A 22,972-nucleotide genomic window follows, 5' to 3' on the forward strand; every position below is an offset into this window, starting at 1 on the left:
GATAACGCGTACAGCGCGCCTGCAGGACAAAAGAATTGAGGCGAATAGCGGCCGTGAGCAACATTTCACCATTCGGGCAAAACGAATGGCTGGTCGAGGAGATGTACCGCAAGTTCCGCGATGACCCCTCGTCGGTCGACCCCAGCTGGCACGAGTTCCTGGTCGACTACAACCCCGAGACCACCACCGAGACGGCCCCCACCGCCCCCGCGGCCCCGCCCGACGGGCAGGCCGCCCACGCCGCCAAGCCGGCCGAAACGAAGCCGGCCGAAACGAAGCCGGCGCCCACCGCAGGCAACGGCGCCCCGGCCGCCCCGGCGCCGCCCGCCCCCGCGGCACCGGCCAAGCCGGCCCCTCCCCCGCCGGCCGAGGGTGACGAGGTGCAGGTGCTGCGCGGCGCGGCCGCCGCCGTCGTCAAGAACATGTCCGCGTCGCTGGACGTGCCGACGGCGACGAGCGTGCGGGCCATCCCGGCCAAGCTGCTGATCGACAACCGGATCGTCATCAACAACCAGCTCAAGCGCACCCGCGGCGGCAAGATCTCCTTCACCCACCTGCTGGGCTACGCGCTGGTGCAGGCGATCAAGCAGTTCCCGAACATGAACCGCCACTACGCCGAGGTCGACGGCAAGCCGACCGCGGTCACGCCCGCGCACACCAACCTCGGCCTGGCCATCGACCTGCAGGGCAAGGACGGCAAGCGGTCGTTGGTGGTGGCGGGCATCAAGCGCTGCGAGGAACTGCGGTTCGCGCAGTTCGTCACCGCCTACGAGGACATCGTGCGCCGCGCCCGCGACGGCAAGCTGACCGCGGAAGACTTTGCGGGCGTGACGATTTCGCTGACCAACCCGGGCACCATCGGCACCGTGCACTCGGTGCCCCGGCTGATGGCCGGCCAGGGCGCCATCATCGGCGTCGGCGCCATGGAGTACCCGGCCGAGTTCCAGGGCGCCAGCGAGGAGCGCATCGCCGAGCTGGGCATCGGCAAGCTGATCACCCTGACGTCCACCTACGACCACCGCATCATCCAGGGCGCGGAGTCCGGCGACTTCCTGCGCACCATCCATGAGATGTTGCTCTCGGACGGCTTCTGGGACGAGATCTTCCGCGAGCTGGGCAACCCGTACCTGCCGGTGCGCTGGAGTACCGACAACCCGGACTCGATCGTCGACAAGAACGCCCGGGTGATGGAGTTGATCGCGGCCTACCGCAACCGCGGGCACCTGATGGCCGACATCGACCCGCTGCGCCTGGACAGCACCCGGTTCCGCAGCCACCCCGACCTCGAGATCCTCAATCACGGCCTGACGCTGTGGGACCTCGACCGGGTGTTCAAGGTCAACGGCTTCGCCGGCTGCGAGTACAAGAAGCTGCGCGACGTGCTGGGCCTGCTGCGCGACGCCTACTGCCGCCACATCGGGGTGGAGTACACCCACATCCTCGAGCCCGAACAGCAACAGTGGCTACAGGAGCGGGTCGAGACCAAGCACGTCAAACCCACCGTGGCCGAACAGAAGTTCATCCTGAGCAAGCTCAACGCCGCCGAGGCCTTCGAGACCTTCCTGCAGACCAAATACGTTGGGCAGAAACGGTTTTCGTTGGAAGGCGCGGAGAGCGTCATCCCGATGATGGACGCGGCCATCGACCAGTGCGCCGAGCACGGCCTCGACGAGGTAGTCATCGGGATGCCGCACCGCGGCCGGCTCAACGTGCTGGCCAACATCGTCGGCAAGCCGTATTCGCAGATCTTCTCCGAGTTCGAGGGCAACCTCAACCCGTCGCAGGCGCACGGCTCCGGCGACGTCAAGTACCACCTGGGCGCCACCGGCGTGTACCTGCAGATGTTCGGCGACAACGACATTCAGGTCTCGCTGACCGCCAACCCGTCACACCTGGAGGCCGTCGACCCGGTGCTGGAGGGCCTGGTCCGGGCCAAGCAGGACCTGCTGAACCACGGCTCGCAGGACGACGGCGACGAGAAGGCCTTCTCCGTGGTGCCGATGATGATGCACGGCGACGCCGCCTTCGCCGGGCAGGGGGTGGTCGCCGAGACGCTGAACCTGGCGAACCTGCCCGGTTACCGCGTCGGCGGCACCATCCACATCATCGTCAACAACCAGATCGGCTTCACCACCGCGCCGGAGTACTCCAGGTCCAGCGAATACTGCACCGATGTCGCAAAGATGGTGGGGGCGCCCATCTTTCACGTCAACGGCGACGACCCCGAGGCCTGCGTGTGGGTGGCCAAGCTGGCCGTCGACTTCCGGCAGCGGTTCAAGAAGGACGTCATCATCGACATGCTGTGCTACCGCCGCCGCGGCCACAACGAGGGCGACGACCCGTCGATGACAAACCCGTACATGTACGACGTCGTGGACACCAAGCGCGGGGCCCGCAAGAGCTACACCGAAGCCCTGATCGGCCGCGGCGACATCTCGTTGAAGGAAGCCGAGGACGCGCTGCGCGACTACCAGGGCCAGCTGGAGCGGGTGTTCAACGAGGTCCGCGACCTGGAAAAGCACGGCGTGCAGCCCAGCGAGTCGGTGGAGGCCGACCAGCCGGTGCCCGCGGGGCTGGCCACCGCAGTGGACAAGTCGCTGCTGGCCCGCATCGGCGACGCCTTCCTTTCCGTGCCAGACGGTTTCACCACCCACCCGCGCGTGCAGCCGGTGCTGGAGAAGCGCCGGGAGATGGCCTACGAGGGCAAGATCGACTGGGCGTTCGGCGAGCTGCTGGCGCTGGGTTCGCTGGTGTCGGAGGGCAAGCTGGTGCGGCTGTCCGGGCAGGACACCCGGCGCGGCACCTTCTCCCAGCGGCATTCGGTGATCATCGACCGCAACACCGGCGAGGAGTTCACGCCGCTGCAACTGCTGGCCACGAACCTCGACGGCAGCCCGACCGGCGGCAAGTTCCTGGTGTACGACTCGCCGCTGTCGGAGTACGCCGCCGTCGGCTTCGAGTACGGCTACACCGTGGGCAACCCGGACGCGCTCGTGTTGTGGGAGGCCCAGTTCGGCGACTTCGTCAACGGCGCGCAGTCGATCATCGACGAGTTCATCAGCTCCGGCGAGGCCAAGTGGGGCCAGCTGTCCAACGTGGTGCTGCTGCTGCCGCACGGGCACGAGGGGCAGGGCCCCGACCACACCTCCGGGCGCATCGAGCGCTTCCTGCAGCTGTGGGCGGAAGGTTCGATGACCATCGCGATGCCCTCGACGCCGTCCAACTACTTCCACCTGTTGCGCCGGCACGCGCTCGACGGCATCCAACGCCCGCTGATCGTGTTTACGCCGAAGTCGATGCTGCGCAACAAGGCGGCGGTCAGCGACATCAAGGACTTCACCGAGATCAAGTTCCGCTCGGTGCTCGAGGAGCCCACCTACGAGGACGGCATCGGTGATCGCGGCAAGGTCAGGCGGATCCTGCTGACCAGCGGGAAGATCTACTACGAGCTGGTGGCCCGCAAGGCCAAGGACAACCGCGACGACGTCGCGATCGTGCGCATCGAGCAACTGGCCCCGCTGCCCAAGCGCCGGCTGAACGAGACGCTGGACCGCTACCCGGCCGTCGAGGAGTTCTTCTGGGTGCAGGAGGAGCCGGCCAACCAGGGTGCGTGGCCGCGGTTCGGCCTGGAGCTGCCGGAGTTGTTGCCGGACAAGCTAACCGGGCTCAAGCGCATCTCGCGGCGCGCCATGTCGGCCCCGTCGTCCGGCTCGTCGAAGGTGCACGCCGTCGAGCAGCAGGAGATCCTGGACACGGCGTTCCGCTAGGCGGCCGTAGCGCCGTTGTTGCCGGTGGTGCCGGGCGTCGAACCCGACCCGCCCGCACCGCCGGCGCCGCCGCCACCGCCCACGCCCTGCCCGCCGGCGCTCCCGGACGGGCCGATCGGCTGACCCCCACCGGGTGTCTTGTCCGTGATCCCACCCGAACCGCCGCCGCCACCCGCGCCGCCGTCCCCGCCGACGCCCCCGGCGCCGCCCGCCCCCATGCCGCCGCCGGAACCCGCCTGGCCAAGGAAGCCTGCTTGGCCGGCCGTCCCGGCGGCGCCGCCTGCGCCCCCGGCGCCACCCGTGCCGCCGACGCCGCCACCACCCCCGGCGCCCCCGTCGCCGCCAATCCCGAACTCGTTGCCCCCGCTGATCGCGTAGGCGTTGCCGCCGGCGCCGCCATGCCCGCCGGTGCCGCCCACGCCGCCGGTGCCACCCACACCGCCGGTGCCGCCGGTCCCAGCGGTGCCGCCGGCACCGAACAGCAGGCCGCCGCGGCCGCCGTCGCCGCCGACACCTCCGGTGCCGCCGGTGCCCCCGGTTCCCCCCACGCCCCCGTTGCCGCCGGCGCCGCCTCCGCCGCCGACGGAGTTGAGGTCGGCATTGCCGGAAGTGGCGGCGGTACCGCCATTTCCGCCCAGGCCGCCAGTTGCGGCGGTGCCGCCGGCGCCGCCGTGCCCACCGGCGCCGCCCTGCCCACCGGCCCCGCCGCTACCGAATAGCAGCCCACCGTTTCCGCCGATCCCACCGGCGCCGCCGGTGCCTCCCGCGCCGCCGCTGGCGTCGAGGCCATTGCCGCCGACGCCGCCGATGCCGCCAGTGCCGCCCTGGGCGTCGGCGTTCGAGAGGAGGACGTTGGGGCCATAGCCGGCGCCGCCGGTGCCGCCGACCTGGCCCAGCGTGCCGTTGTCGCCGGTACCGCCGGCGCCGCCCACGTTTCCGGCGTTCAGCCCGGTGCTGCCGGTGGCCGCCGTGCCGCCATCGGGCGTGACGGCGGTCGCGCCGGTCAGGCCCGTGCCGCCCTGCCCGCCCGCCCCGCCGCTGCCGAACAGCACCGCGCTGCCGCCCCCACCACCCGTCCCGGGGTTGCCGCCGTTGACACCGCTAGCGGCGGCCCCGCCGAGCCCGCCCGTCCCGCCGTTGCCATGGAGCAGGCCGCCGCTGCCCCCGTGACCGCCGTTGGCGCCGGACCCGCCGCCACCGCCGCCTCCCCCGTTGCCGAACAGCCCGGCGTCGCCGCCGTTGCCGCCGGCCACGCCGTTGGCCGTCTGGGTGAACCCGGTTCCGCCGTTGCCCCACAGCAGCCCCCCGGCACCGCCGTTGGGGTTCGCCGCCGTGCCGTTGGCGCCGTCGCCGATCAGCGGCCGCCCCAGCAGCGCCTCGGTGGGGGCGTTGACCACCCCCAGCAACTCTTGCTCGACGCCCTGCAGCGGGTTGGCGTTGGCGGCCTCCGCACCCGCATACGCGGCCGCGCCGGCCTGCACCGCCTGCGCGAACTGCCGATGGAACGCCGCCGCCTGCGTGCCGAGGGTTTGGTAGGCCCGGCCGTGGGCGCCGAACACGGCGGCGATGGCCGCCGACACGTCGTCGGCACCCGCCGGCAGCAGCTCGGTGGTCGCGGCCGCGACCACGCGGTTGACCTCACCCAGCGAGGAACCGATGCCGACCAAATCCGTTGCCGCAGCCTCCAATCCGTTGGGCAGGGCTACCAAGAATGACATCGCCACCTCCGAATCGCCGGTCGGGAGGGAAGCATCTCATGTTTGCTGCCGCCCGCGCCGCGATATGGCCGACACCGGCCGGCCGCGGCGGCTGCCCGGCCGCGCCTCCTCCCGATGGCGCCGGTACCCGGGGTACCGGTTAGCCTCGACACCGAGCCGACACGAGGAGGGTGCTCATGCAGGGATTCGCGGGGAAGGTCGCCGTGGTCACGGGCGCCGGTTCGGGTATCGGTCAGGCGTTGGCGATCGAGCTGGCCCGCTCGGGCGCCAAGGTGGCCATCAGCGACGTCGACACCGAGGGCCTGGCCCACACCGAGGAGCGGCTGAAGGCGATCGGCGCGCCGGTCAAGGCGGACCGGCTCAACGTCACCGAGCGCGAGGCCTTCCTGGCCTACGCCGACGAGGTCGCCGAGCACTTCGGCAAGGTCAACCAGATCTACAACAACGCCGGCATCGCCTTCACGGGCGACGTCGAGGTCAGCCAGTTCAAGGACATCGAGCGGGTGATGGACGTCGACTTCTGGGGCGTCGTGAACGGCACCAAGGCGTTTCTTCCGCACCTGATCGCCTCCGGGGACGGCCACGTCGTCAACGTCTCGAGCGTGTTCGGGCTGTTTTCCGTGCCGGGCCAGGCGGCGTACAACGCGGCCAAGTTCGCCGTCCGCGGTTTCACCGAGGCGCTGCGGCAGGAAATGGTGCTGGCCCGCCACCCGGTCGCGGTGACCACCGTGCACCCCGGCGGCATCCAGACCGCGATCGCCCGCAACGCCACCGCCGCCGAGGGACTCGATCCCGAACAGCTGGCCAAGCTGTTCGACAAGCGGCTCGCCCGGACCAGCCCGGAACGCGCCGCCAAGGTCATCCTGGACGCGGTCCGCAAGAAGAAGGCCCGGGTGCTGGTCGGCACGGACGCCAAGCTGTTGGACGTGATGGTGCGGGTGGCGGGCCCGTATTACCAGCAGCTGTTCGGCCCGGTGATGGGCCGCTTGATGCCCAAGCCCTAAAGGCCGCGCCGAGACTGCGCTCAGCGCCCCAACGGGTGCTCGGCCAGCCAACCGCCCGCGACCGCCTGCGGGTCGGCGCCGCCGGCCACCTGCCGGCGCATGTCGGCCAGCGCCGCGGTGTCCAGCACGCCGGCCACCTCGTTGATCGCCAGCAGCTGCCGATCGCTCAGCGCGTTGCGCCGATACAGGGGCACCACGTTCTCGGCCTGGATCAGCGCGGGTTTGCCGTCGGCCAGCGCGACCAGGTCGCCCGGGCTGTTGGGGTCGGCGGTGGTGGTCCATCCCGCCGACGGCTGCCCGGCCCGCACCGCCACGAAAAGCGCGTCCTCCGAAGGGAATTCGCGCGGCGCGGGCAGCCGGCAGGAGCCCACGGCCGCGGGTGCGTGAAATCCGGTGACGGCCCCGATCGCCAGCCCGTCGCAGTGGGCCGGCAGCGTGCTCAGGTCCGCGGTGAGGTCGTGCCCGCCCCAGGCCTTCGCGGTGGCCCGGGTGACCAGCAGCACGGGCTTGTCTTCGGCGGCGGTGGCGTAGTCACCGGCCAGGACGCCCTCGGGCAGCGCCGCGATCATCGCCTGGTAGACCTGGGCGTCGGACATCGCCGTCGCGCCGGGCTGCAGGAGCCGCAACGTCTGTCCGGTGAACGCGGGCACGACGGTGAACGCGCCCGAGTCCAGCTTCGCCATCGGGTCGGGGGCGGTTTCGGGCCGGGCCGCGAAACCGTAGGACCGCAGCGCCGCCGTGTAGAGGGCGGCCAGCAGCGTCGACTCGGGGTCGGGCCGCGAGCCGACCACCAATTCCGTTGCGGGACGGCCTTTCCCGCAGCCCGCCACCGCAAGCAGCGCGGTCAGCAGCAGCGCGGCCAGCCTAGTCACACGGAGGAGTCGGAAGCGATCGCGACGGCGGCGGCGACGGCTTCCCCGACGCGGGAGTCCAGCGGGCTCGGGACGATCCGGTCGATCGCGAGGTCGTCGCTGACGACGGAGAAGATCGCCTCGGCGGCGGCCACCATCATCTTCTCGGTGATGCGGCGGGCCCCGGCGTCCAGCGCGCCGCGGAACACCCCCGGGAACGCCAGCACGTTGTTGATCTGGTTGGGGAAGTCGCTGCGGCCGGTCGCCACCACCGCCGCGTACTTGGCGGCGACGTGGGGGTGGATTTCCGGGTCCGGGTTGGACAGCGCGAACACGATCCCGCCCGGCGCCATGGTGGCGACCAACTCCTCGGGGACCACTCCCCCCGACAGTCCGAGGAACACGTCCGCGCCTTCGAGCGCCTCCACCAGGCCACCGGACAGGCCGTCGGGATTGGTCCGACGGGCGAGTTCGACCTTGACGCCGTTCATGTCGTCGCGCCCGCCGTGCAGGATGCCGCGCGAGTCGAGCACCGTGATGTCCGAAACACCCATCGTCAGAAGGAGATTCGTGCACGCCACCCCGGCGGCGCCGGCACCCGAGACCACCACGCGCAGCGAGGACATGTCGCGGCCGAGCAACTTGCTGGCGCCCATCAGCGCGGCCAGCACCACGATCGCCGTGCCGTGCTGGTCGTCGTGCATCACCGGGCAGTCCAGCGCCTCGATGACCCGCCGTTCGATCTCGAAGCAGCGCGGGGCGGAGATGTCCTCGAGGTTGACGGCGCCGAACGTGGGGCGCAGCCGCACCAGCGTCTCGACGATCTCGTCGGGGTCCTTGGTGTCCAGCACGATCGGGATTGCGTTCAGTCCGCCGTACGCCTGGAACAGGGCGCACTTGCCCTCCATCACCGGCAGCGACGCCGCGGGGCCGATGTCGCCGAGGCCGAGCACCGCGCTGCCGTCGCTGACGACGGCCACCAGCCGGTTCGACCAGGTGTACCGCGCGGCCAGGGTGCGATCCGCGGCGATCGCCCGGCTGACCTGCGCCACACCCGGGGTGTAGGCGATCGACAACGCGCGCTGGGTGTCCAGCGGCGCGCTCAGGGCCACCGAAAGCTTCCCACCTACGTGCGCGTCGAAGATCTCATCGTCTCCGATGGCCAGCTGCGGGTGTTCCGGCATCGCATCAGGGTAAGGGCTACCCATTAGTAGGCCTAATTTCCGTCTGAGATCAGATGAGGCCGAGCTCCGTGACCGCGTTGCGCTCGTCGGCCAGCTCCGCGGTCGACTTGTCGATCCGGCCGCGGGAGAACTCGTCGATCTCCAGGCCCTGCACGATCGACCAGTTGCCGTCCTTGGTGGTCACCGGGAACGAGGAGATCAGGCCCTCCGGCACGCCGTAGGAACCGTCGGAGACGACCGCCATGGAAAGCCAGTCGCCCGCGGGGCTGCCGAGCAGCCAGTCACGCGCGGCGTCGATGGTCGCCGACGCGGCCGACGCGGCTGACGAGGCGCCGCGCGCGTCGATGATCGCGGCGCCGCGCTTGGCGACGGTCGGGATGAAGTCGTTCTCGATCCACCCCTGGTCGCCGACGACCTCGGCCGCGTTCTTGCCGCCGACCTCGGCGTGGAAGATGTCGGGGTACTGGGTGGCCGAGTGGTTGCCCCAGATCGTCATCTTCTTGATGTCGGTGACGGCGGCGCCGGTCTTCTTCGCCAGCTGCGATATTGCCCGGTTGTGGTCGAGGCGGGTGAGCGCGGAGAACCGCTCCCGCGGGATGTCGGGCGCGTTGGTCATCGCGATGAGCGCGTTGGTGTTGGCCGGGTTGCCCGTCACGCCGACGCGCACGTCGTCCGCGGCGACGGAGTTGAGGGCCTTGCCCTGCGCGGTGAAGATCGCGCCGTTGGCCTCCAGCAGGTCGCCGCGCTCCATGCCCGGGCCGCGCGGACGCGCGCCGACGAGCAGGGCGAGGTTCACGCCGTCGAAGATCTTGTTCGGGTCCGCGCCGATTTCCACGCCCGACAGCAGCGGGAAGGCGCAGTCGTCGAGTTCCATCACGACGCCCTCGAGCGCCTTGAGCGCCGGCTCGATCTCCAGCAGGCGCAGCTCGATCGGGCGGTCGGCGCCCAGCAGCGCCCCGCTGGCCAGGCGGAACAACAGGCTGTAGCCGATCTGGCCGGCGGCGCCGGTGACGGCGACCTTGACAGGACTTGCGCTCACTTCGATGTACTCCTCGGGACGCGGTTGCGGTCGACGTCGAAACTAGCGCACCGCCGTCGGCGCGAAACGTCCGGTCCACGGCCGCCACTGCGCCTTCATGCCGTCTTTCCCCAGGACGCGTAGCATTGAGCACCGCTTGCCTGACCTGCGCCGCGATCGGAGGTGAAGGTGTTTCCCGGACCTGACGCGTTGCCCGAAGTGCTGCGACCGCTCGTGCCCGAGCCGCGCGAGCAGCGCGCCCAGCCTGTCGAGCAGGCGCCCGTCGAGACCCTGGTCGACTGCGCCGTCTACGTCGACGGCCATCGGCTGCCGGGGAAGTTCAGCTATGCGGCCGCGCTCACCCGGGTGCGCCAGACCGAAGTGTTCGGGCAGGAGGCGTTCGTCTGGGTCGGTTTGCGTGAGCCGAGCCTGGCCGAGATGCAGGACGTCGCCGACGTCTTCGGGCTGCATCCGTTGGCCGTCGAGGACGCCGTGTGCGCGCACCAGCGGCCCAAGCTGGAGCGATACGACGACACGGTGTTCCTCGTCCTGAAGACCGTCAACTACGTCCCGCACGAGTCGGTGGCGGCGGCCCGCCAGATCGTCGAAACCGGCGAGATCATGGTGTTCGTCGGCAAGGACTTCGTGGTCACCGTCCGCCATGGCGAGCACGGCGGGCTGTCCGGCGTGCGCAAGCGCCTGGACGCCGACCCCGAACAGATGCGCCTCGGCCCCTACGCCGTGATGCACGCCATCGCCGACAACGTGGTCGACCACTACCTCGAGGTGAGCAGCCTGATCGAGTCGGACATCGACACCATCGAGGAAGTGGCGTTCGCGCCGGGCCGCAAGATCGACGTCGAACCGATCTATCTGCTCAAGCGCGAGGTCGTCGAGCTGCGCCGGTGCGTGAATCCCCTGTCGTCCGCGTTCCATCGGATCCAGATCGAAAACAAGGACGTGATCTCCAAGGAGGTGCGCCGCTACCTGCGCGACGTCTCCGATCACCAGTCGGAGGCCGCGGACCACATCAACAGCTACGACGACATGCTCAACTCGCTGATCCAGGCCGCCCTGGCCCGGGTCGGCATGCAGCAGAACAACGACATGCGCAAGATGGCGGCCTGGGCCGGTATCGCGGCGTTGCCCACCGCGGTCGCCGCCATCTACGGGATGAACTTCCATTTCATGCCCGAGCTGAACTGGACCTGGGGCTACCCGGGGATCATGGCCCTGATGGCGCTCTCCTGCCTGATCCTGTACTTCCAATTCCGCCGCAACCACTGGCTCTAGTGCGGGTTTCAGTGTGCGCCCATGGCTTTGCGTGTGCATCCGGGGCGGGAATTTCTCGATTTTCCCGCCGCTGATACCCACTCAAAGCCGCCACTGCACACTCAAAGGGGTTGCGCCGCAGGGCGTTTGGGGTCCAGCACGTCGACGCCGTCGTTTTGCCAGGCCTGGCGCATCGCGTCGGCGCCCTTGAGCCGCACCCAGGCCGCCTCCGTCGCGGTGATTGGGGTCGCCGACAGGAACTTCACCGGCTCACGCGGCGGGTCGAGCGGCAGATCGGGAATGTCGCTGTCGCCCAACAGCACCGCGGTGAACGGCACCCGGCCCGACTGCCACGCCCACAGCGGCGAGCCGAGGTCGACGAGGGCGTCGGCTACCAGCACCACACCCTCGACGGCGGGCGTCGCCGCCAGCACGGCCAGGCTGCGCGCGATGCCGGTGGCCGGCCCGGGATCCCGCAGCCGCAACACGATTTCGGCGCGCGGGCCGCGCAGCGGGTCGGCTACCACCTCCGTCGGATCGGTCATCGGGTGCCGCGAGCACCCCAGCGACACGTAATCCACCAATCCCCCGCCGCGAAATCGCAGCACCTCAATCGGCTCGGTGCCCAGGAACGTGACGCCGGCGGAGTCGGGCTCGGCACCGGCGAAGTGCTCGCGCAGGTGCGCGCGCACCAGCTCCAGGATCACTTGGCGACGGGCAGCGTCAGGTTCGCCCCGGAGTCGGCGTCGAAGACGGCGACCTTCGTCGTGTCGAGGGCCAACTCGATCGACTGCCCGATGGTGGCCTTCGACTCCGCGGGAACCCTTGCCACGAACTGGTTTTCGTGCACCTCGCCCTGCGCCTCCAGCTCGTCCAGCTGGGCGGCGTGCACGGCCGGGCCCGCGGTGGTGAAGTACACGTACTTGTCGGCGCCCAGCGATTCGACCATGTCGACCTTCACCTCGAAGGTCAGCGCCCTGATCCGCTGATACCCGTCGATCAGCGCGGCGTCGGCCAGGTGCTCCGGGCGCACGCCGACGATGACGTTCGCCGGCTTGTCGTGCGCCGAGATCACCCGCTGCACCTCCGGGTCCAGCATCACCTCGCCGAACGAGAGGGTCAGCCCGTTCGGCGTCAGCTCGGCGGGGAAGAAGTTCATCGCCGGCGAGCCGATGAACCCCGCGACGAACAGGTTGGCGGGACGCTCGTAAAGCTCGTCGGGGGTGCCGATCTGCTGCGCCACACCCCCGTGCATCACCACCACGCGGTCCCCCAGCGTCATTGCCTCGGTCTGATCGTGGGTGACGTAGACGGTGGTGGTGCCCAATCTGCGCTGCAGCCGCGCGATCTCGCCGCGCATCTGCACCCGCAGCTTGGCATCCAAATTGGACAGCGGCTCGTCCATCAGGAACGCCTTGGGATGGCGCACGATCGCCCGGCCCATCGCGACCCGCTGGCGCTGCCCACCGGAAAGCTGGGACGGCTTGCGGTCCAGAAGCTCGGTCAGGTCAAGGGTTTTCGCGGTCTCTTCCACCTTCTGCGCGATCTCGGCCTTCTTCATTTTCGCCAGGGTCAGCGGAAACGCGATGTTCTGGCGCACGGTCATGTGCGGGTAGAGCGCATAGGACTGGAACACCATCGCGATGTCGCGGTCCTTGGGCGCCTTCTCGTTCATCCGCTGGCCGTCGATGCGCAGCTCGCCCGACGAGATGTCCTCAAGCCCGGCAATCATGTTCAGCGTCGTGGTCTTGCCGCAGCCGGAAGGCCCGACCAGGATCAGGAATTCGCCGTCGGCGATGGTGATGTTCAGGTCCTTCACCGCCGCGGCGCCGTCGGCGTAGCTCTTGTTGACGTTCTCCAACACAATCTCGGCCATCGCGCTATCCCTTCACAGCGCCAGAGGTCAACCCGGCGACAATCCGTCGTTGAAAAATTAGAACAAAAACGATGATCGGGACGGTAATCACGACGGCGCCGGCCGCGATTGACCCGGTGGGTTCCTCGAACTGCGAGCTGCCGGAAAAGTTCGCGATCGCCACCGGCGCGGTGATGGCCGCCTTGGTGGCGGTCAGCGACAGCGCCAGCAGCAGGTCGTTCCAGGCGAAGATGAAGACCAGGATCGCCGCGGTCACCAGGCCGGGCGCCGCCAGCGGCACGATCACGCGGCGGAAGGCCTGACCCGGCGTGGCGCCGTCCATCTTGGCCGCCTTCTCCAGGTCCCACGGGATCTCCCGGAAGAACGCCGACAGCGTGTAAATGGCAAGGGGCAGAGCGAAAGTGATGTACGGCAGGATCAGGCCCGGCCAGGTGTCGAACAGGCCGAGCGCGCGTTCGATGTTGAACAGCGGGGTGACCAGCGAGATGGCCGGGAACATCGTGATCAGCAACGTGGCGCCGATCAGCGCCCGCTTGCCGGGAAAGTCCAACCGGGCGATCGCGTAGGCCGCCATGGCGCCCAACACCACCGCGATCGCCGTGGTGATCAACCCGATGCCGATGGAGTTGATCAATGCCGAGCTGAAGAACTCGCCCCGGAAGATGCCGCGGTAGTTCTCCAGGGTCACCGACGATGGAATCAGCCTGCCGTCCTTGACCGTTGACGACGGCTTGAGCGACAGCGACAGGATCCACAGCACCGGGACGATCGCGTACACCACCACCAGCGTGTCGATCACGGCCCACACGGCCAAGCGCCCGACGGGGTTAGCGGCCATCGCCCGCACCACCGGGCGCGGACGCGCCGAACACCTTGATGTACACCAGCGCGATGATGCCCACGCAACAGAAGATCAGCACGCTGATCGCCGAGCCCAAGCCCACGTTGAAGCCCTTGAACAGGTTGTCGTAGCCCAGGATTGACACCGAGTCGGTGTTGTTGGCGCCGTCGGTCAGCACGTAGATGTTGTCGAAGATGCGGAACGCGTCCAGGGTCCGGAACAGCAGCGCGACCACGACCGCCGGCTTGATGATCGGCAGGATGATCCGGGTCAGCCGCCGCCACGCGCCGGCCCCGTCGACCTGCGCAGCCTTCAGCAGGTCCTCGGGCACCAGCGCCAGCCCGGCCAACAGCAGCAGCGACATGAAGGGCGTGGTCTTCCAGACCTCGGCCAGCACGACGATGCCAAGCGACGGAATCTGTTGCGTCAGTGGGGCACTCCCCTGCGGCAGCATGTTGGCCAGGTAGCCGGTCCCGGGCGTCCAGGCGTAGTACCAGCTGTACGACGCGACGACGGTGACGATGCCGTAGGGGATCAGCACCGCGGTGCGCACCAGGCCCTTGCCGACGAGCGTGCGGTGCATCACCAGGGCCAGCGTCAGGCCCACCACGAACTCGATCGTCACCGAGACCGCCGTGATTCCCAGCGTCACCAAAAGCGCTGTCCACCAGTACCGGTCGGTGAGGATCGTCTGGTAGTTGCCCAGCCCGATGAAGGCGGTGTCACCCGGCGTGGCAAGGTTGTTGCGCTGCAGGCTGAGCCAGACCGCGTAGCCGATCGGGTACGCCGTCACCGCGAGCATCAGGCTCGCGGCGGGCGCGACCAAGGTGAACGCCAGTCGCCGTTCCGCCCTAATGGTCACGGCAGCAGCCCCTTGCCGTCGATCGCCTTCTGCGCCTGCGCGGTGAGCTCGTCGGCCGTGCGCTCCGGGTCGATCCGGGTGATCGGGCTCAGCGCCGCCGACAGCCGCAGCGACAGCGCCTGGTACACCGGCGTCGCCGGGCGCACCGCCGCGTCGGTGAGCTGCTGGCGGATCACCGTGTGCATCGGATACTTGGCCTGGAATTGCGGATCGGAATACAGCGACGTGCGCACCGCGGGCAAGCCGCCGGCGATCGACACGTACTTCTGGCTCTGCAGGCTGCGCAGGCAGCGCACCGCCTCGAACGCCTCCGCGCGGTGGCGGGTGGTGCTGGCCACCGCCAGGTTCAGCCCGCCGATGGTCACCTTGGCCGGGCGGTCCGGCGCCACCCGCGGGTAGGGCGCGAACCCGAAGACCTTCTGGCTTGCCTCGTAAGCGATGCGGAATTGTTCGTCGGTGGGCACGAAGGTGCCGACGTCGTTGATGCTGCCGGCCAGCGCCGGATCGCGGTTCAGCGGCAGGAACGGCACGCCGCCCTTGACGGCGTTCTCCAGCAGGGAGGCCAGCACATAGGGCCAGTTGACCTCGAGCGCGGCCCTGCCCTGTTCCACCGCCAGCCGCGCGGTGCCCTCGTCGGTCCGGCTGAACGACGGGTCGGCCCCGGGCGCGGTGGCCACCGACTTGAGGACCCGCAGGGCGGCGACGGTGGCGGCCCGGTGCGCCGGCGTGTCGGTCAGCGTGACCCGCCGGCCGTCGTCGGAGAGCACCTGCCCGCCCGCGCTCACCAGCAGCGTGTTGAACCACACCACCAGGCCCTCGCCCTCGTTGGCCTGCGCGGCGATCCAGGAAGGCTGGCCCGCTTCGTGCAGCCGGGCGGCCTCGGCCACCATGCCGTCCCAGGTCGACGGCGGCTGGCTCACCAAATCCGGCCGATACCAAAGCAATTGGGTGTTGGTGGTCACGGGCGCGCCGTACAGCCGCTGCTTCCAGCGCGCCGTCGCGAGCGGGCCCGGCAGGGTATCGACGGTCGCGTCGGACTCGGCCTGCCCGGCGGGATCGTCGGACAGCGGCAGCGCCCAGCCCGCCTCGGCGAATTCCGCGGTCCACACCACGTCCAGCGCCATCACGTCCAGGCCGCGGTCGTGGGCGCTCAGTCGGCGGGCCAGCTGCACCCGCTGCTCGCCGGGACCGCGGGGCAGGCTGACGTGCCGGACCGTGAACCTCAGTTGCCGGGTGCACTCCTGCGCGACCGCGGTGAAGGTGGCCGCGTCGGTCGCCGGCGTGTAGAAGCTGACCACCATCCCCGCGCCGGCCGCCGCGCAGCCCGACAGCAGCGCCGACGCGACGGTGAGCGTCGCCAGGCCACGACGACCCATCAGATCGCCAGGCGCGCCAGCAGATCCCGTGCCTTCTCCGCGTTTTGCGGATCGCAGAGCACGTCGTAGCGTCCGGCCACCAATTGCAGCGTGGAGCTGAAATCCCTTGTGCCACGGGCCATTGCGTAGGGCACCGCGGAGGTGATCAGGCCGAAGAACACCCCGGCGACCAGGCCGGTGACCAGCGCGGCCCACGGGTTGGGGCTGAAGAAGCCGAGCACCAGGCCGATGAACAGGCCCAGCCAGGCCCCGCTGATCACCCCGCCGCCCAGCACCTTGGGCCACGACAGCCGGCCGGTGACGCGCTCGACCTGCATCAGGTCGACGCCGACGATGGTCACCTGCTGCACCGGGAACTGTTGGTCGGACAGGTAATCGACCGCGCGCTGCGCCTCGGCGTAGGTGGGATAGGAGCCGACGGGCCAGCCCTTGGGCGGTGTCGGCAGCGAGGGCACGCCGCGCCGGCCGGCCGCCGCGCCCGTGGGCGTGGCGCCGGGAACCTGTCCGGGCTGGAAAGGACTAGTCATCGCCGCTCATTCTCCTCCGCCTCGGCCATCCTCTCATCCCGAGCCCGTTTTGCTAGGTTGAGCACCATGTCAGCCCCCGGCGACCCCGGCGATGGCGCCAAACCGCCGCAAGGCGGCGGCCGGGACGATTGGACGCCGCCCTGGGATCCGCCCGCGCACGAGTATCCGGCATATTCGCCCCCGGGCTACCCGCCGGGCTATCCCGCCGACTACCCACCGCCGATGCCGCCCCCCGAATACGGGCCACCCCCGGGATACGGCCCCCCGCCCGGCTACGGACCCCCGCCCGGATATGGACCCACCCCCTATCCCGCCGGATATCCCGGCTACGGACCGCCGTCCTATCCCGGCGGCTACTTCGCGACGCCGGACTACCGGGTCCAGCCGGGGACCAACGGCATGGCGATCGCGTCGCTCATCTCGTCGTTCTCCGGCTTCCTGTGCTGCGCCATCGGCTCGATCGTGGCCATCGTGCTGGGCGTCGTCGCGCTGAACCAGATCAAGCAGACCCGCCAGGAGGGTTACGGTTTGGCCGTCACGGGAATCGTGATCGGCGCGGGCACCCTGGTGGTCTTTTTGGTCATCGCGATGTTCAGCATCCGTTCCCACTAGGGCAACTCGCCGCAAAGGGGCGTCGCAGCCTGCCATCCGGGCGACGGCTGAATAGGCTCTCTGGCATGGGACCGGTCAACAAGGTGTACGTCGCGCGGCTCCCGCGAATGTTGGTGTTGGGCCCGCTCGGCGAAAACTTCGGCCGCGTGCGCGACGTCGTGATCAGCATCAGCATCGTCCGCCAGCAGCCCAGGGTCCTGGGACTGGTTGTCGATTTGGCAACGCGCCGCAGCATTTTCATCCCCATGCTGCGGGTCGCCGGGATCGAGCCCAACGCCGTGACGCTCAACACCGGCAACGTGTCGTTGCGCCACTTCGAGCAGCGACCGGGCGAAGTGCTGGCGATGGGCCAGGTGCTCGACACCGTCGTCAAGGTCAACGATCCCGAACTGCCGGAGCTGGCCGGCCTCGACGTCGTCATCACCGACCTGGGCATCGAACAGATCCGGACGCGGGACTGGCTGGTCACCCGGGTCGCCGTGCGCACGCAGCGACGGCTGCGGCGGCGCGGCCCCGTGCACGTCGTGGACTGGCAGAATGTCCAGGGCCTGACCCCGTCGGCGCTGGCGCTGCCCGGCCAGGGGGTGGCACAGCTGCTGGACCAGTTCGAGGGGCGCAAGGCGGTCGACGTGGCCGACGCGATCCGCGGGCTGCCGCCCAAGCGGCGCTACGAGGTGCTCAAGGCGCTCGACGACGACCGGCTGGCCGACGTCCTGCAGGAGCTGCCCGAGTTGGACCAGGCCGACGTGCTCTCGCAGCTCGGCACCGACCGATCGGCCGACGTGCTCGAGGAGATGGACCCCGACGACGCCGCCGACCTGCTCGGCGTGCTGAACCCGACGGACGCCGAAATGCTGCTGACCCGGATGGACCCCGACGAGTCCGAACCGGTCCGCCGGCTGCTGACCCACTCCCCCGACACCGCGGGCGGCCTGATGACCTCGGACCCGGTGGTGCTCACCCCGGACACGTCGGTCGCCGAGGCACTGGCCCGGGTCCGCGACCCCGACCTGACCGCGGCGCTGTCGTCCATGGTGTTCGTGGCGCGCCCGCCGACGGCGACCCCCACGGGGCGCTACCTGGGCTGCATTCCGTTGCAGCGGCTGCTGCGCGAGGCGCCGGCGGAGCTGGTCGGCGGGATCGTCGACAGCGACCTGCTGACCCTGACCCCGGAGACCCCGCTCGGTGCGGTCACCCGCTACCTCGCCGCCTACAACCTGGTGTGCGGTCCGGTGCTCGACGACCAGAACCACCTGTTGGGCGCGGTGACCGTGGACGACCTGCTCGACCACCTGCTGCCGCACGACTGGCGCGTGGATGTACAGCAGCTGGACACCACCGGCCGCATCGAACAACGACTGGGAGGGGCGTCCGGGTGAGCAGGTCCACCGCACCGCGCCGGCTTTACACCCCCCGGACGTCGCGCAGGTATTCGCCCCGCGTCGACCCCGAGGCCGTCGGGCAGGTCACCGAGTCCATCGCGCGGTTCTTCGGCACCGGCCGCTACCTGCTGATCCAGACGATCATCGTCCTGGCGTGGATCGCGCTGAACGTCTCCGCGGTCGAACTGCGCTGGGATCCCTACCCATTCATCCTGCTCAACCTGGCCTTCTCCACGCAGGCCGCCTACGCGGCGCCGCTGATCCTGCTGGCCCAGAACCGCCAGGAGAATCGGGACCGCGTCGCGCTCGAAGAGGATCGTCGGCGCGCCGCCCAAACCAAGGCCGACACCGAGTACCTGGCCCGCGAGTTGGCCTCGTTGCGGCTGGCGGTGGGCGAGGTCGTGACCCGTGAGTACCTGCGCGACGAGCTGGAGGACCTGCGTTCTATGCTGGCCCGGTTGCAGCCGGAAGGTGCGGACGGGGAGGCCGCGAGGGCGGGTGACGACTGGGAGCGAACGGCTAAGAAATCCCGGTAATTATCAAATCCACCATTGCGCCACTCCCGTCACGGGGGTTATGTATTGTGATCTGGTTCACGAAGCTCAGCAGGTAGTTTCCCGACCTTAGGACCGTCGAGTGCGCATTGGGGCACGCTGGGGTAAACGCCCCGACGCCGCGGCCGAGCGGCAACGCGCACGCCTGACGAAATCGCCGGCTTTCGGGGTCGCCGTCATCACTCCTTTGGTCTTCGCCGGAGCGGTCGGCGGCGCGGCTCCCACCTTCCCCGGGCATGCCCCACCGGTCCACAGCCAGGTCATGCCGGTGCGCGACGCCGCGATCTTTCCGGTGGCCGCGGTTTCGCCGAGCACGCCCGACACCACCGGGCCGGTGGTCTTCGCGATCGACCGGGCACCGACGGCGTTCCACGTCGCCGAGGCCGCCCCGTCCGCGCCGCCTCCCCCGATGATCGTGAGTGTGCCTGGCGCCCTTGGCATTCCGTCGATCGCACTGGCCGCGTACCGCAGCGCCGAACAGAAGATGGCCGTCGCCGCGCCGGGCTGCGGGGTCAGCTGGAACCTGCTCGCCGGGATCGGGCGCATCGAGTCGGGCCACGCCGGTGGCGGCGCCGTCGATGCGCGCGGCACCGCCGTCGTCCCGATCTACGGCCCCGCCCTGGACGGCACACTGCCCGGCAACGAGGTGATCGTGCAGAGCAGCGTCGGCAACCGCCCCACCTACGCGCGCGCGATGGGGCCGATGCAGTTCCTGCCGGGCACCTGGGCGCGCTACGCCGTCGACGGCAAGGGCGACGGAACGGCCGACCCGCAGAACCTGTTCGACTCCACGCTGGCGGCCGCCCGCTACCTGTGCAGCGGCGGGCTCAACCTGCGCGACCCGTCGCAGGTGATGTCGGCGATCCTGCGCTACAACAACTCGATGGCCTACGCGCAGAACGTGCTGGGCTGGGCCGCGGCCTACGCCACCGGCGTGGTCCCCGTCGACCTGCCGCCGATGACCGGGCCGCCGCCGCCGCTCGGCAACGCACACGACGATCATCCGGAGGGGCTCGGGCCCAACCTGCCGATGAATGTCATCGGCCTGCCGTCGGACGACTTCTTCGCGCGGACACCGCTCATCGACCTGAGCGGGACGCCGTCCACCGGCCAGCAGCCGATGTACCCGTGGATGCAACCCACGCCACAGCAGTCGTCGACGCAACTGCCCGGCTGCACCGTGATCTGCATCGGCCCGCAGAACCCAACGCCGCCGCCCTTCGGGCAGCCGGCGTTCGGTCCGCCGCCCGCCAACCCCGTTCCGCCGGCCCCGGTGGGCCCCGCCGCGGGGCCGCAGGCGTCGGGATCGCCCAGGCCCGGCCCGGCCGGCTAAACCGCCCCCGCGGCGAGACTCGGCGCCTAGCGACCTCGCGACTGGTCGGGGCGCTTGTCGGTGTGCTGTGGAACGCTCACCAGTGACATGATTCGGCACACGACGTTCCGGTTTTGCCTCGACCCGACGGTCGAGCAGCGCGAGTTGCTGGCCCGGCACGCCGGTGCGTCGCGGTTCGCGTTCAACCAATGTCTGGCACTAGTCAAAACCGCGCTCAACCACCGCAAGGCCGACCCCGATATCGGCGTGCCGTGGAGCGCGTTTGATCTGATTAACGCGTTCAACACGTGGAAGAGATCCGAAGACGCAGGCCGGGTATTCAGCGTCGATACTGACGGCGAAGCCGAGGTCATGGTGACCGGCCTTCTGTGGCGGAACCAGGTATGCCAGCAAGTGTTCGAGGAAGCCGCCGTGGATCTGGGCAAAGGACTGAAAGCCTGGTCGGATTCCCGCTCCGGCAAGCGCAAAGGCAAAAGGGTCGGCTTCCCAAAGTTCAAGGTGAAAGCCGCTGCAGTGCAGTCGTTTCGGCTGCGCAACAGACACTGCAAGGGCCGCCCGCCAGCCATCCGAGTCGGCGAGGGCAACCGCGTTCGCTCGGTCACGCTCCCCGGAATCGGGCGAATTGGAGTGCACGACGACACCCGCCGGTTGCGGCGCATGCTCACGAAGGGCCGGGCCAAGATTCTGTTCGCCACAGTCGCCTGCCATGCAGGTCGCTGGTGGGTATCACTGAACGTCGAGGCCGCCAACCTGCACCCCGCCCAGCGGCACCCGTCCCGCGGGCCCGGAGACGATGGGGCATGGGTCGGCGTCGACCGCGGCTTGTCGGCCTTTGTGGTTGCAGCAACCCGCGACGGCCAAGAGATGGCTCGGATCGCCGATGCGCCAAAAGCGCTTACTGCTGGCATCAATCAGCAACGGCGGCTGGCGAAGGCCTTGTCGCGCAAGGAGAAAGGATCACAGAACCGCAAACACGCCGCCGCCAGGTTGCGACGGCATCATTACCATGTCGCCAATGTGCGCCGGCATTTCCTACATCAGGTGTCCAACGCGCTGGTCAAGACCCACGACCGGCTCGTCATCGAGAACCTAAATGTGTCCGGGATGCTGCGCAACGGTCGGCTGGCCCGCGCTATATCAGATGCAGGCTGGGCCGAGTTCGCCCGGCTGCTGTGTTACAAGCAAGCCTGGCGCGGCGGGGAACTTGTCGTCGCGGATCGCTGGTATCCATCGAGCCGGCTATGTGCGGCTTGCGGTGCCATCCACCGCGACCTGACGCTCGCCAATCGAGTCTTCACATGTGGCTGCGGATACTCGGCCGACCGCGACGCGAACGCGGCAACGAACCTGGCTCGCTGGGGCGAGAATCATCCCAATACATCACCAGATCTCCGGACCTCTAAGCAACGGGGCCGGGTGACCAATGCCCGCCGACGAGACGGCGCTGACCAGGACCCTTTGTGTGCTGGTGTAACCACCTCGGTTGACGCGGGAACCGACGTTCACGCCACACCAGCGGCCTGAACCGACGACGCCCGAGAAGGGCGGTGCCGAACAACCCAAAACCGGGATTGTTCGACACGCTTTAGACTCGGCGGTGATGTTCTCCTCCTCCAGCCATGAGACCGCCGACCTCAGCGCAGCCATCCGCACCGCCCTGGGGAAGGTGATCGACCCCGAATTGCGCCGTCCCATCACCGAACTCGGGATGGTCAAGAGCGTCGACGTCGACGCGGCCGGCGGCGTGCACGTGGAGATCTACCTCACCACGGCGGCCTGCCCCAAGAAGACCGAGATCGCCGAGCGGGTCACCGCCGCGGTCGCCGACGTACCCGGCACCGGCGCCGTCAAGGTCAGCCTGGACGTGATGAACGACGAGCAGCGCACCGAGCTGCGCAAGCAGTTGCGCGGGGACGCCCGCGAGCCGGTCATCCCCTTCGCCCAGCCCAGCTCCCTGACCCGGGTCTACGCCGTCGCGTCCGGCAAGGGCGGCGTCGGGAAGTCCACGGTCACGGTCAACTTGGCGGCGGCGATGGCCGCCCGCGGGCTGTCGGTCGGCGTGCTGGACGCCGACATCCACGGCCACTCCATCCCGCGGATGATGGGCACCACCGACCGGCCCACCCAGGTCGAGTCGATGATCCTCCCGCCCATCGCCCACGAGGTGAAGGTCATCTCGATCGCCCAGTTCACCCAGGGCAACACCCCGGTGGTGTGGCGCGGGCCGATGCTGCACCGCGCGCTGCAGCAGTTCCTGGCCGACGTGTACTGGGGCGACCTGGACGTCCTGCTGCTCGACCTGCCCCCCGGCACCGGCGACGTCGCGATCTCGGTGGCCCAGCTGATCCCCAACGCCGAGATCGTGGTCGTGACGACCCCGCAGCTGGCCGCGGCCGAGGTCGCCGAGCGGGCCGGCAGCATCGCGATCCAGACCCGGCAGCGCATCGTCGGCGTCGTGGAGAACATGTCCGGGCTGACGCTGCCCGACGGCACCACCATGCAGGTGTTCGGCGAGGGCGGCGGGCGGCAGGTCGCCGAGCGGTTGTCCCGCGCCGTCGGCGCCGACGTGCCGCTGCTGGGTCAGATCCCGCTGGATCCGTCGCTGGTCGCCGCCGGTGATGCCGGTGTCCCGGTCGTGCTGAGCGCGCCGGACTCCCCGGTCGGCAAGGAACTGCGCGGAGTGGCCGACACCCTGTCGGCGCGAAAGCGGGGGCTGGCCGGCGTGTCGCTGGGCCTGGACCCGACCCGCCACTGAGCAGCAACGCTTGCAGATGGCAAGCACAGCGCTAGCATTA

The 22,972-nt window shown here is 69.6% G+C and carries 19 protein-coding genes; 9 read left to right on the plus strand and 10 right to left on the minus strand.

Features of this window, described 5'->3' with window-relative positions:
* Nucleotides 1–53: 53 nt before the first annotated feature.
* Nucleotides 54–3,767: a multifunctional oxoglutarate decarboxylase/oxoglutarate dehydrogenase thiamine pyrophosphate-binding subunit/dihydrolipoyllysine-residue succinyltransferase subunit gene (locus AC5Y4S_RS10730; protein WP_500032564.1), complete on the plus strand. Its 3,714-nt coding sequence runs from the start codon at nt 54–56 to the stop codon at nt 3,765–3,767.
* Here the strand turns inward: AC5Y4S_RS10730 and AC5Y4S_RS10735 are convergent.
* Nucleotides 3,764–5,485: a PE family protein gene (locus AC5Y4S_RS10735; RefSeq protein WP_500032565.1), complete on the minus strand. Its 1,722-nt coding sequence runs from the start codon at nt 5,483–5,485 to the stop codon at nt 3,764–3,766. The genes AC5Y4S_RS10730 and AC5Y4S_RS10735 overlap by 4 nt on opposite strands.
* A 176-nt stretch (nt 5,486–5,661) precedes the next feature.
* Here AC5Y4S_RS10735 and AC5Y4S_RS10740 point away from each other — a divergent pair, with 176 nt between their 5' ends.
* Nucleotides 5,662–6,489 (plus strand): SDR family NAD(P)-dependent oxidoreductase, encoded by an 828-nt coding sequence (locus AC5Y4S_RS10740; protein ID WP_068102445.1) that lies wholly within the window; start codon nt 5,662–5,664, stop codon nt 6,487–6,489.
* 20 nt (nt 6,490–6,509) lie between these two features.
* Here AC5Y4S_RS10740 and AC5Y4S_RS10745 read toward each other — a convergent pair whose 3' ends face one another.
* From AC5Y4S_RS10745 to AC5Y4S_RS10755, 3 genes are read right to left on the minus strand one after another with little or no spacing between them, the layout of a single operon-like run.
* Nucleotides 6,510–7,361 carry a glycine betaine ABC transporter substrate-binding protein gene (locus AC5Y4S_RS10745; protein WP_500032566.1) on the minus strand — a complete coding sequence of 284 codons (852 nt, stop codon included), beginning with the start codon at nt 7,359–7,361 and terminating at the stop codon, nt 6,510–6,512.
* A complete protein-coding gene (locus AC5Y4S_RS10750) occupies nt 7,358–8,524 on the minus strand; it encodes an NAD(P)-dependent malic enzyme (protein WP_500032567.1) in 1,167 nt (388 codons plus the stop codon). The genes AC5Y4S_RS10745 and AC5Y4S_RS10750 overlap by 4 nt, the downstream gene beginning before the upstream one ends.
* A gap of 49 nt (nt 8,525–8,573) precedes the next feature.
* A complete protein-coding gene (locus AC5Y4S_RS10755; protein ID WP_068184328.1) occupies nt 8,574–9,563 on the minus strand; it encodes a malate dehydrogenase in 990 nt (329 codons plus the stop codon).
* Between the two features lie 168 nt (nt 9,564–9,731).
* Here AC5Y4S_RS10755 and corA point away from each other — a divergent pair, with 168 nt between their 5' ends.
* The gene (corA, locus tag AC5Y4S_RS10760; protein ID WP_500032568.1) at nt 9,732–10,835 is read left to right on the plus strand and encodes a magnesium/cobalt transporter CorA; all 1,104 of its coding nucleotides are present in this window, start codon (nt 9,732–9,734) and stop codon (nt 10,833–10,835) included.
* 101 nt (nt 10,836–10,936) lie between these two features.
* Here corA and AC5Y4S_RS10765 read toward each other — a convergent pair whose 3' ends face one another.
* From AC5Y4S_RS10765 to AC5Y4S_RS10790, 6 genes are read right to left on the minus strand one after another with little or no spacing between them, the layout of a single operon-like run.
* On the minus strand, nt 10,937–11,515 hold the full coding sequence (locus AC5Y4S_RS10765) for a suppressor of fused domain protein (protein ID WP_500033290.1): 579 nt from the start codon (nt 11,513–11,515) through the stop codon (nt 10,937–10,939).
* A 2-nt stretch (nt 11,516–11,517) separates the two neighbouring features.
* On the minus strand, nt 11,518–12,690 hold the full coding sequence (locus AC5Y4S_RS10770) for an ABC transporter ATP-binding protein (protein WP_500032569.1): 1,173 nt from the start codon (nt 12,688–12,690) through the stop codon (nt 11,518–11,520).
* 4 nt (nt 12,691–12,694) lie between these two features.
* Nucleotides 12,695–13,528, minus strand: a complete 834-nt coding sequence (locus AC5Y4S_RS10775) for a carbohydrate ABC transporter permease (protein ID WP_500032570.1) — start codon at nt 13,526–13,528, stop codon at nt 12,695–12,697.
* A complete protein-coding gene (locus AC5Y4S_RS10780; protein ID WP_500032571.1) occupies nt 13,518–14,393 on the minus strand; it encodes a carbohydrate ABC transporter permease in 876 nt (291 codons plus the stop codon). Before AC5Y4S_RS10780 ends, AC5Y4S_RS10775 begins: the two co-directional genes overlap by 11 nt.
* A complete protein-coding gene (locus AC5Y4S_RS10785; RefSeq protein ID WP_500032572.1) occupies nt 14,390–15,769 on the minus strand; it encodes an extracellular solute-binding protein in 1,380 nt (459 codons plus the stop codon). Before AC5Y4S_RS10785 ends, AC5Y4S_RS10780 begins: the two co-directional genes overlap by 4 nt.
* Entirely contained in the window at nt 15,769–16,296 is a 528-nt protein-coding gene (locus AC5Y4S_RS10790; protein ID WP_500032573.1) for a YflT domain-containing protein, read from the minus strand. The genes AC5Y4S_RS10785 and AC5Y4S_RS10790 overlap by 1 nt, the downstream gene beginning before the upstream one ends.
* 57 nt (nt 16,297–16,353) lie before the next feature.
* Between AC5Y4S_RS10790 and AC5Y4S_RS10795 the strand changes: the two genes are divergently transcribed.
* The 6 genes from AC5Y4S_RS10795 (at nt 16,354) to AC5Y4S_RS10820 (ending at nt 22,932) form a co-directional block, all read left to right on the plus strand.
* On the plus strand, nt 16,354–16,908 hold the full coding sequence (locus tag AC5Y4S_RS10795) for a DUF4190 domain-containing protein (RefSeq protein ID WP_500032574.1): 555 nt from the start codon (nt 16,354–16,356) through the stop codon (nt 16,906–16,908).
* A gap of 65 nt (nt 16,909–16,973) precedes the next feature.
* On the plus strand, nt 16,974–18,287 hold the full coding sequence (locus AC5Y4S_RS10800) for a magnesium transporter MgtE N-terminal domain-containing protein (protein ID WP_500032575.1): 1,314 nt from the start codon (nt 16,974–16,976) through the stop codon (nt 18,285–18,287).
* A complete protein-coding gene (locus AC5Y4S_RS10805; RefSeq protein ID WP_500032576.1) occupies nt 18,284–18,826 on the plus strand; it encodes a DUF1003 domain-containing protein in 543 nt (180 codons plus the stop codon). The genes AC5Y4S_RS10800 and AC5Y4S_RS10805 overlap by 4 nt, the downstream gene beginning before the upstream one ends.
* Nucleotides 18,827–18,926: 100 nt before the next feature.
* A complete protein-coding gene (locus tag AC5Y4S_RS10810) occupies nt 18,927–20,177 on the plus strand; it encodes a lytic transglycosylase domain-containing protein (RefSeq protein WP_500032577.1) in 1,251 nt (416 codons plus the stop codon).
* Nucleotides 20,178–20,264: 87 nt separating this feature from the next.
* Nucleotides 20,265–21,701, plus strand: coding sequence for an RNA-guided endonuclease InsQ/TnpB family protein (locus tag AC5Y4S_RS10815; RefSeq protein ID WP_500032578.1), 1,437 nt, complete (start codon nt 20,265–20,267; stop codon nt 21,699–21,701).
* A gap of 76 nt (nt 21,702–21,777) precedes the next feature.
* Nucleotides 21,778–22,932 (plus strand): Mrp/NBP35 family ATP-binding protein, encoded by a 1,155-nt coding sequence (locus tag AC5Y4S_RS10820; RefSeq protein WP_500032579.1) that lies wholly within the window; start codon nt 21,778–21,780, stop codon nt 22,930–22,932.
* The last annotated feature ends 40 nt before the right edge of the window (nt 22,933–22,972 follow it).

The organism is Mycobacterium sp. NGS64 (genome assembly GCF_059812245.1).

Bases quoted from the DNA above. Each gene is read 5' to 3' on its own strand.
- AC5Y4S_RS10735 (WP_500032565.1), bottom strand. From the start codon at position 5,485: ATGTCATTCTTGGTAGCCCTGCCCAACGGATTGGAGGCTGCGGCAACG.
- AC5Y4S_RS10740 (WP_068102445.1), top strand. From the start codon at position 5,662: ATGCAGGGATTCGCGGGGAAGGTCGCCGTGGTCACGGGCGCCGGTTCG.
- AC5Y4S_RS10750 (WP_500032567.1), bottom strand. From the start codon at position 8,524: ATGCCGGAACACCCGCAGCTGGCCATCGGAGACGATGAGATCTTCGAC.
- AC5Y4S_RS10770 (WP_500032569.1), bottom strand. From the start codon at position 12,690: ATGGCCGAGATTGTGTTGGAGAACGTCAACAAGAGCTACGCCGACGGC.
- AC5Y4S_RS10775 (WP_500032570.1), bottom strand. From the start codon at position 13,528: ATGGCCGCTAACCCCGTCGGGCGCTTGGCCGTGTGGGCCGTGATCGAC.
- AC5Y4S_RS10785 (WP_500032572.1), bottom strand. From the start codon at position 15,769: ATGGGTCGTCGTGGCCTGGCGACGCTCACCGTCGCGTCGGCGCTGCTG.
- AC5Y4S_RS10790 (WP_500032573.1), bottom strand. From the start codon at position 16,296: ATGACTAGTCCTTTCCAGCCCGGACAGGTTCCCGGCGCCACGCCCACG.
- AC5Y4S_RS10800 (WP_500032575.1), top strand. From the start codon at position 16,974: ATGGGACCGGTCAACAAGGTGTACGTCGCGCGGCTCCCGCGAATGTTG.
- AC5Y4S_RS10815 (WP_500032578.1), top strand. From the start codon at position 20,265: ATGATTCGGCACACGACGTTCCGGTTTTGCCTCGACCCGACGGTCGAG.
- AC5Y4S_RS10820 (WP_500032579.1), top strand. From the start codon at position 21,778: ATGTTCTCCTCCTCCAGCCATGAGACCGCCGACCTCAGCGCAGCCATC.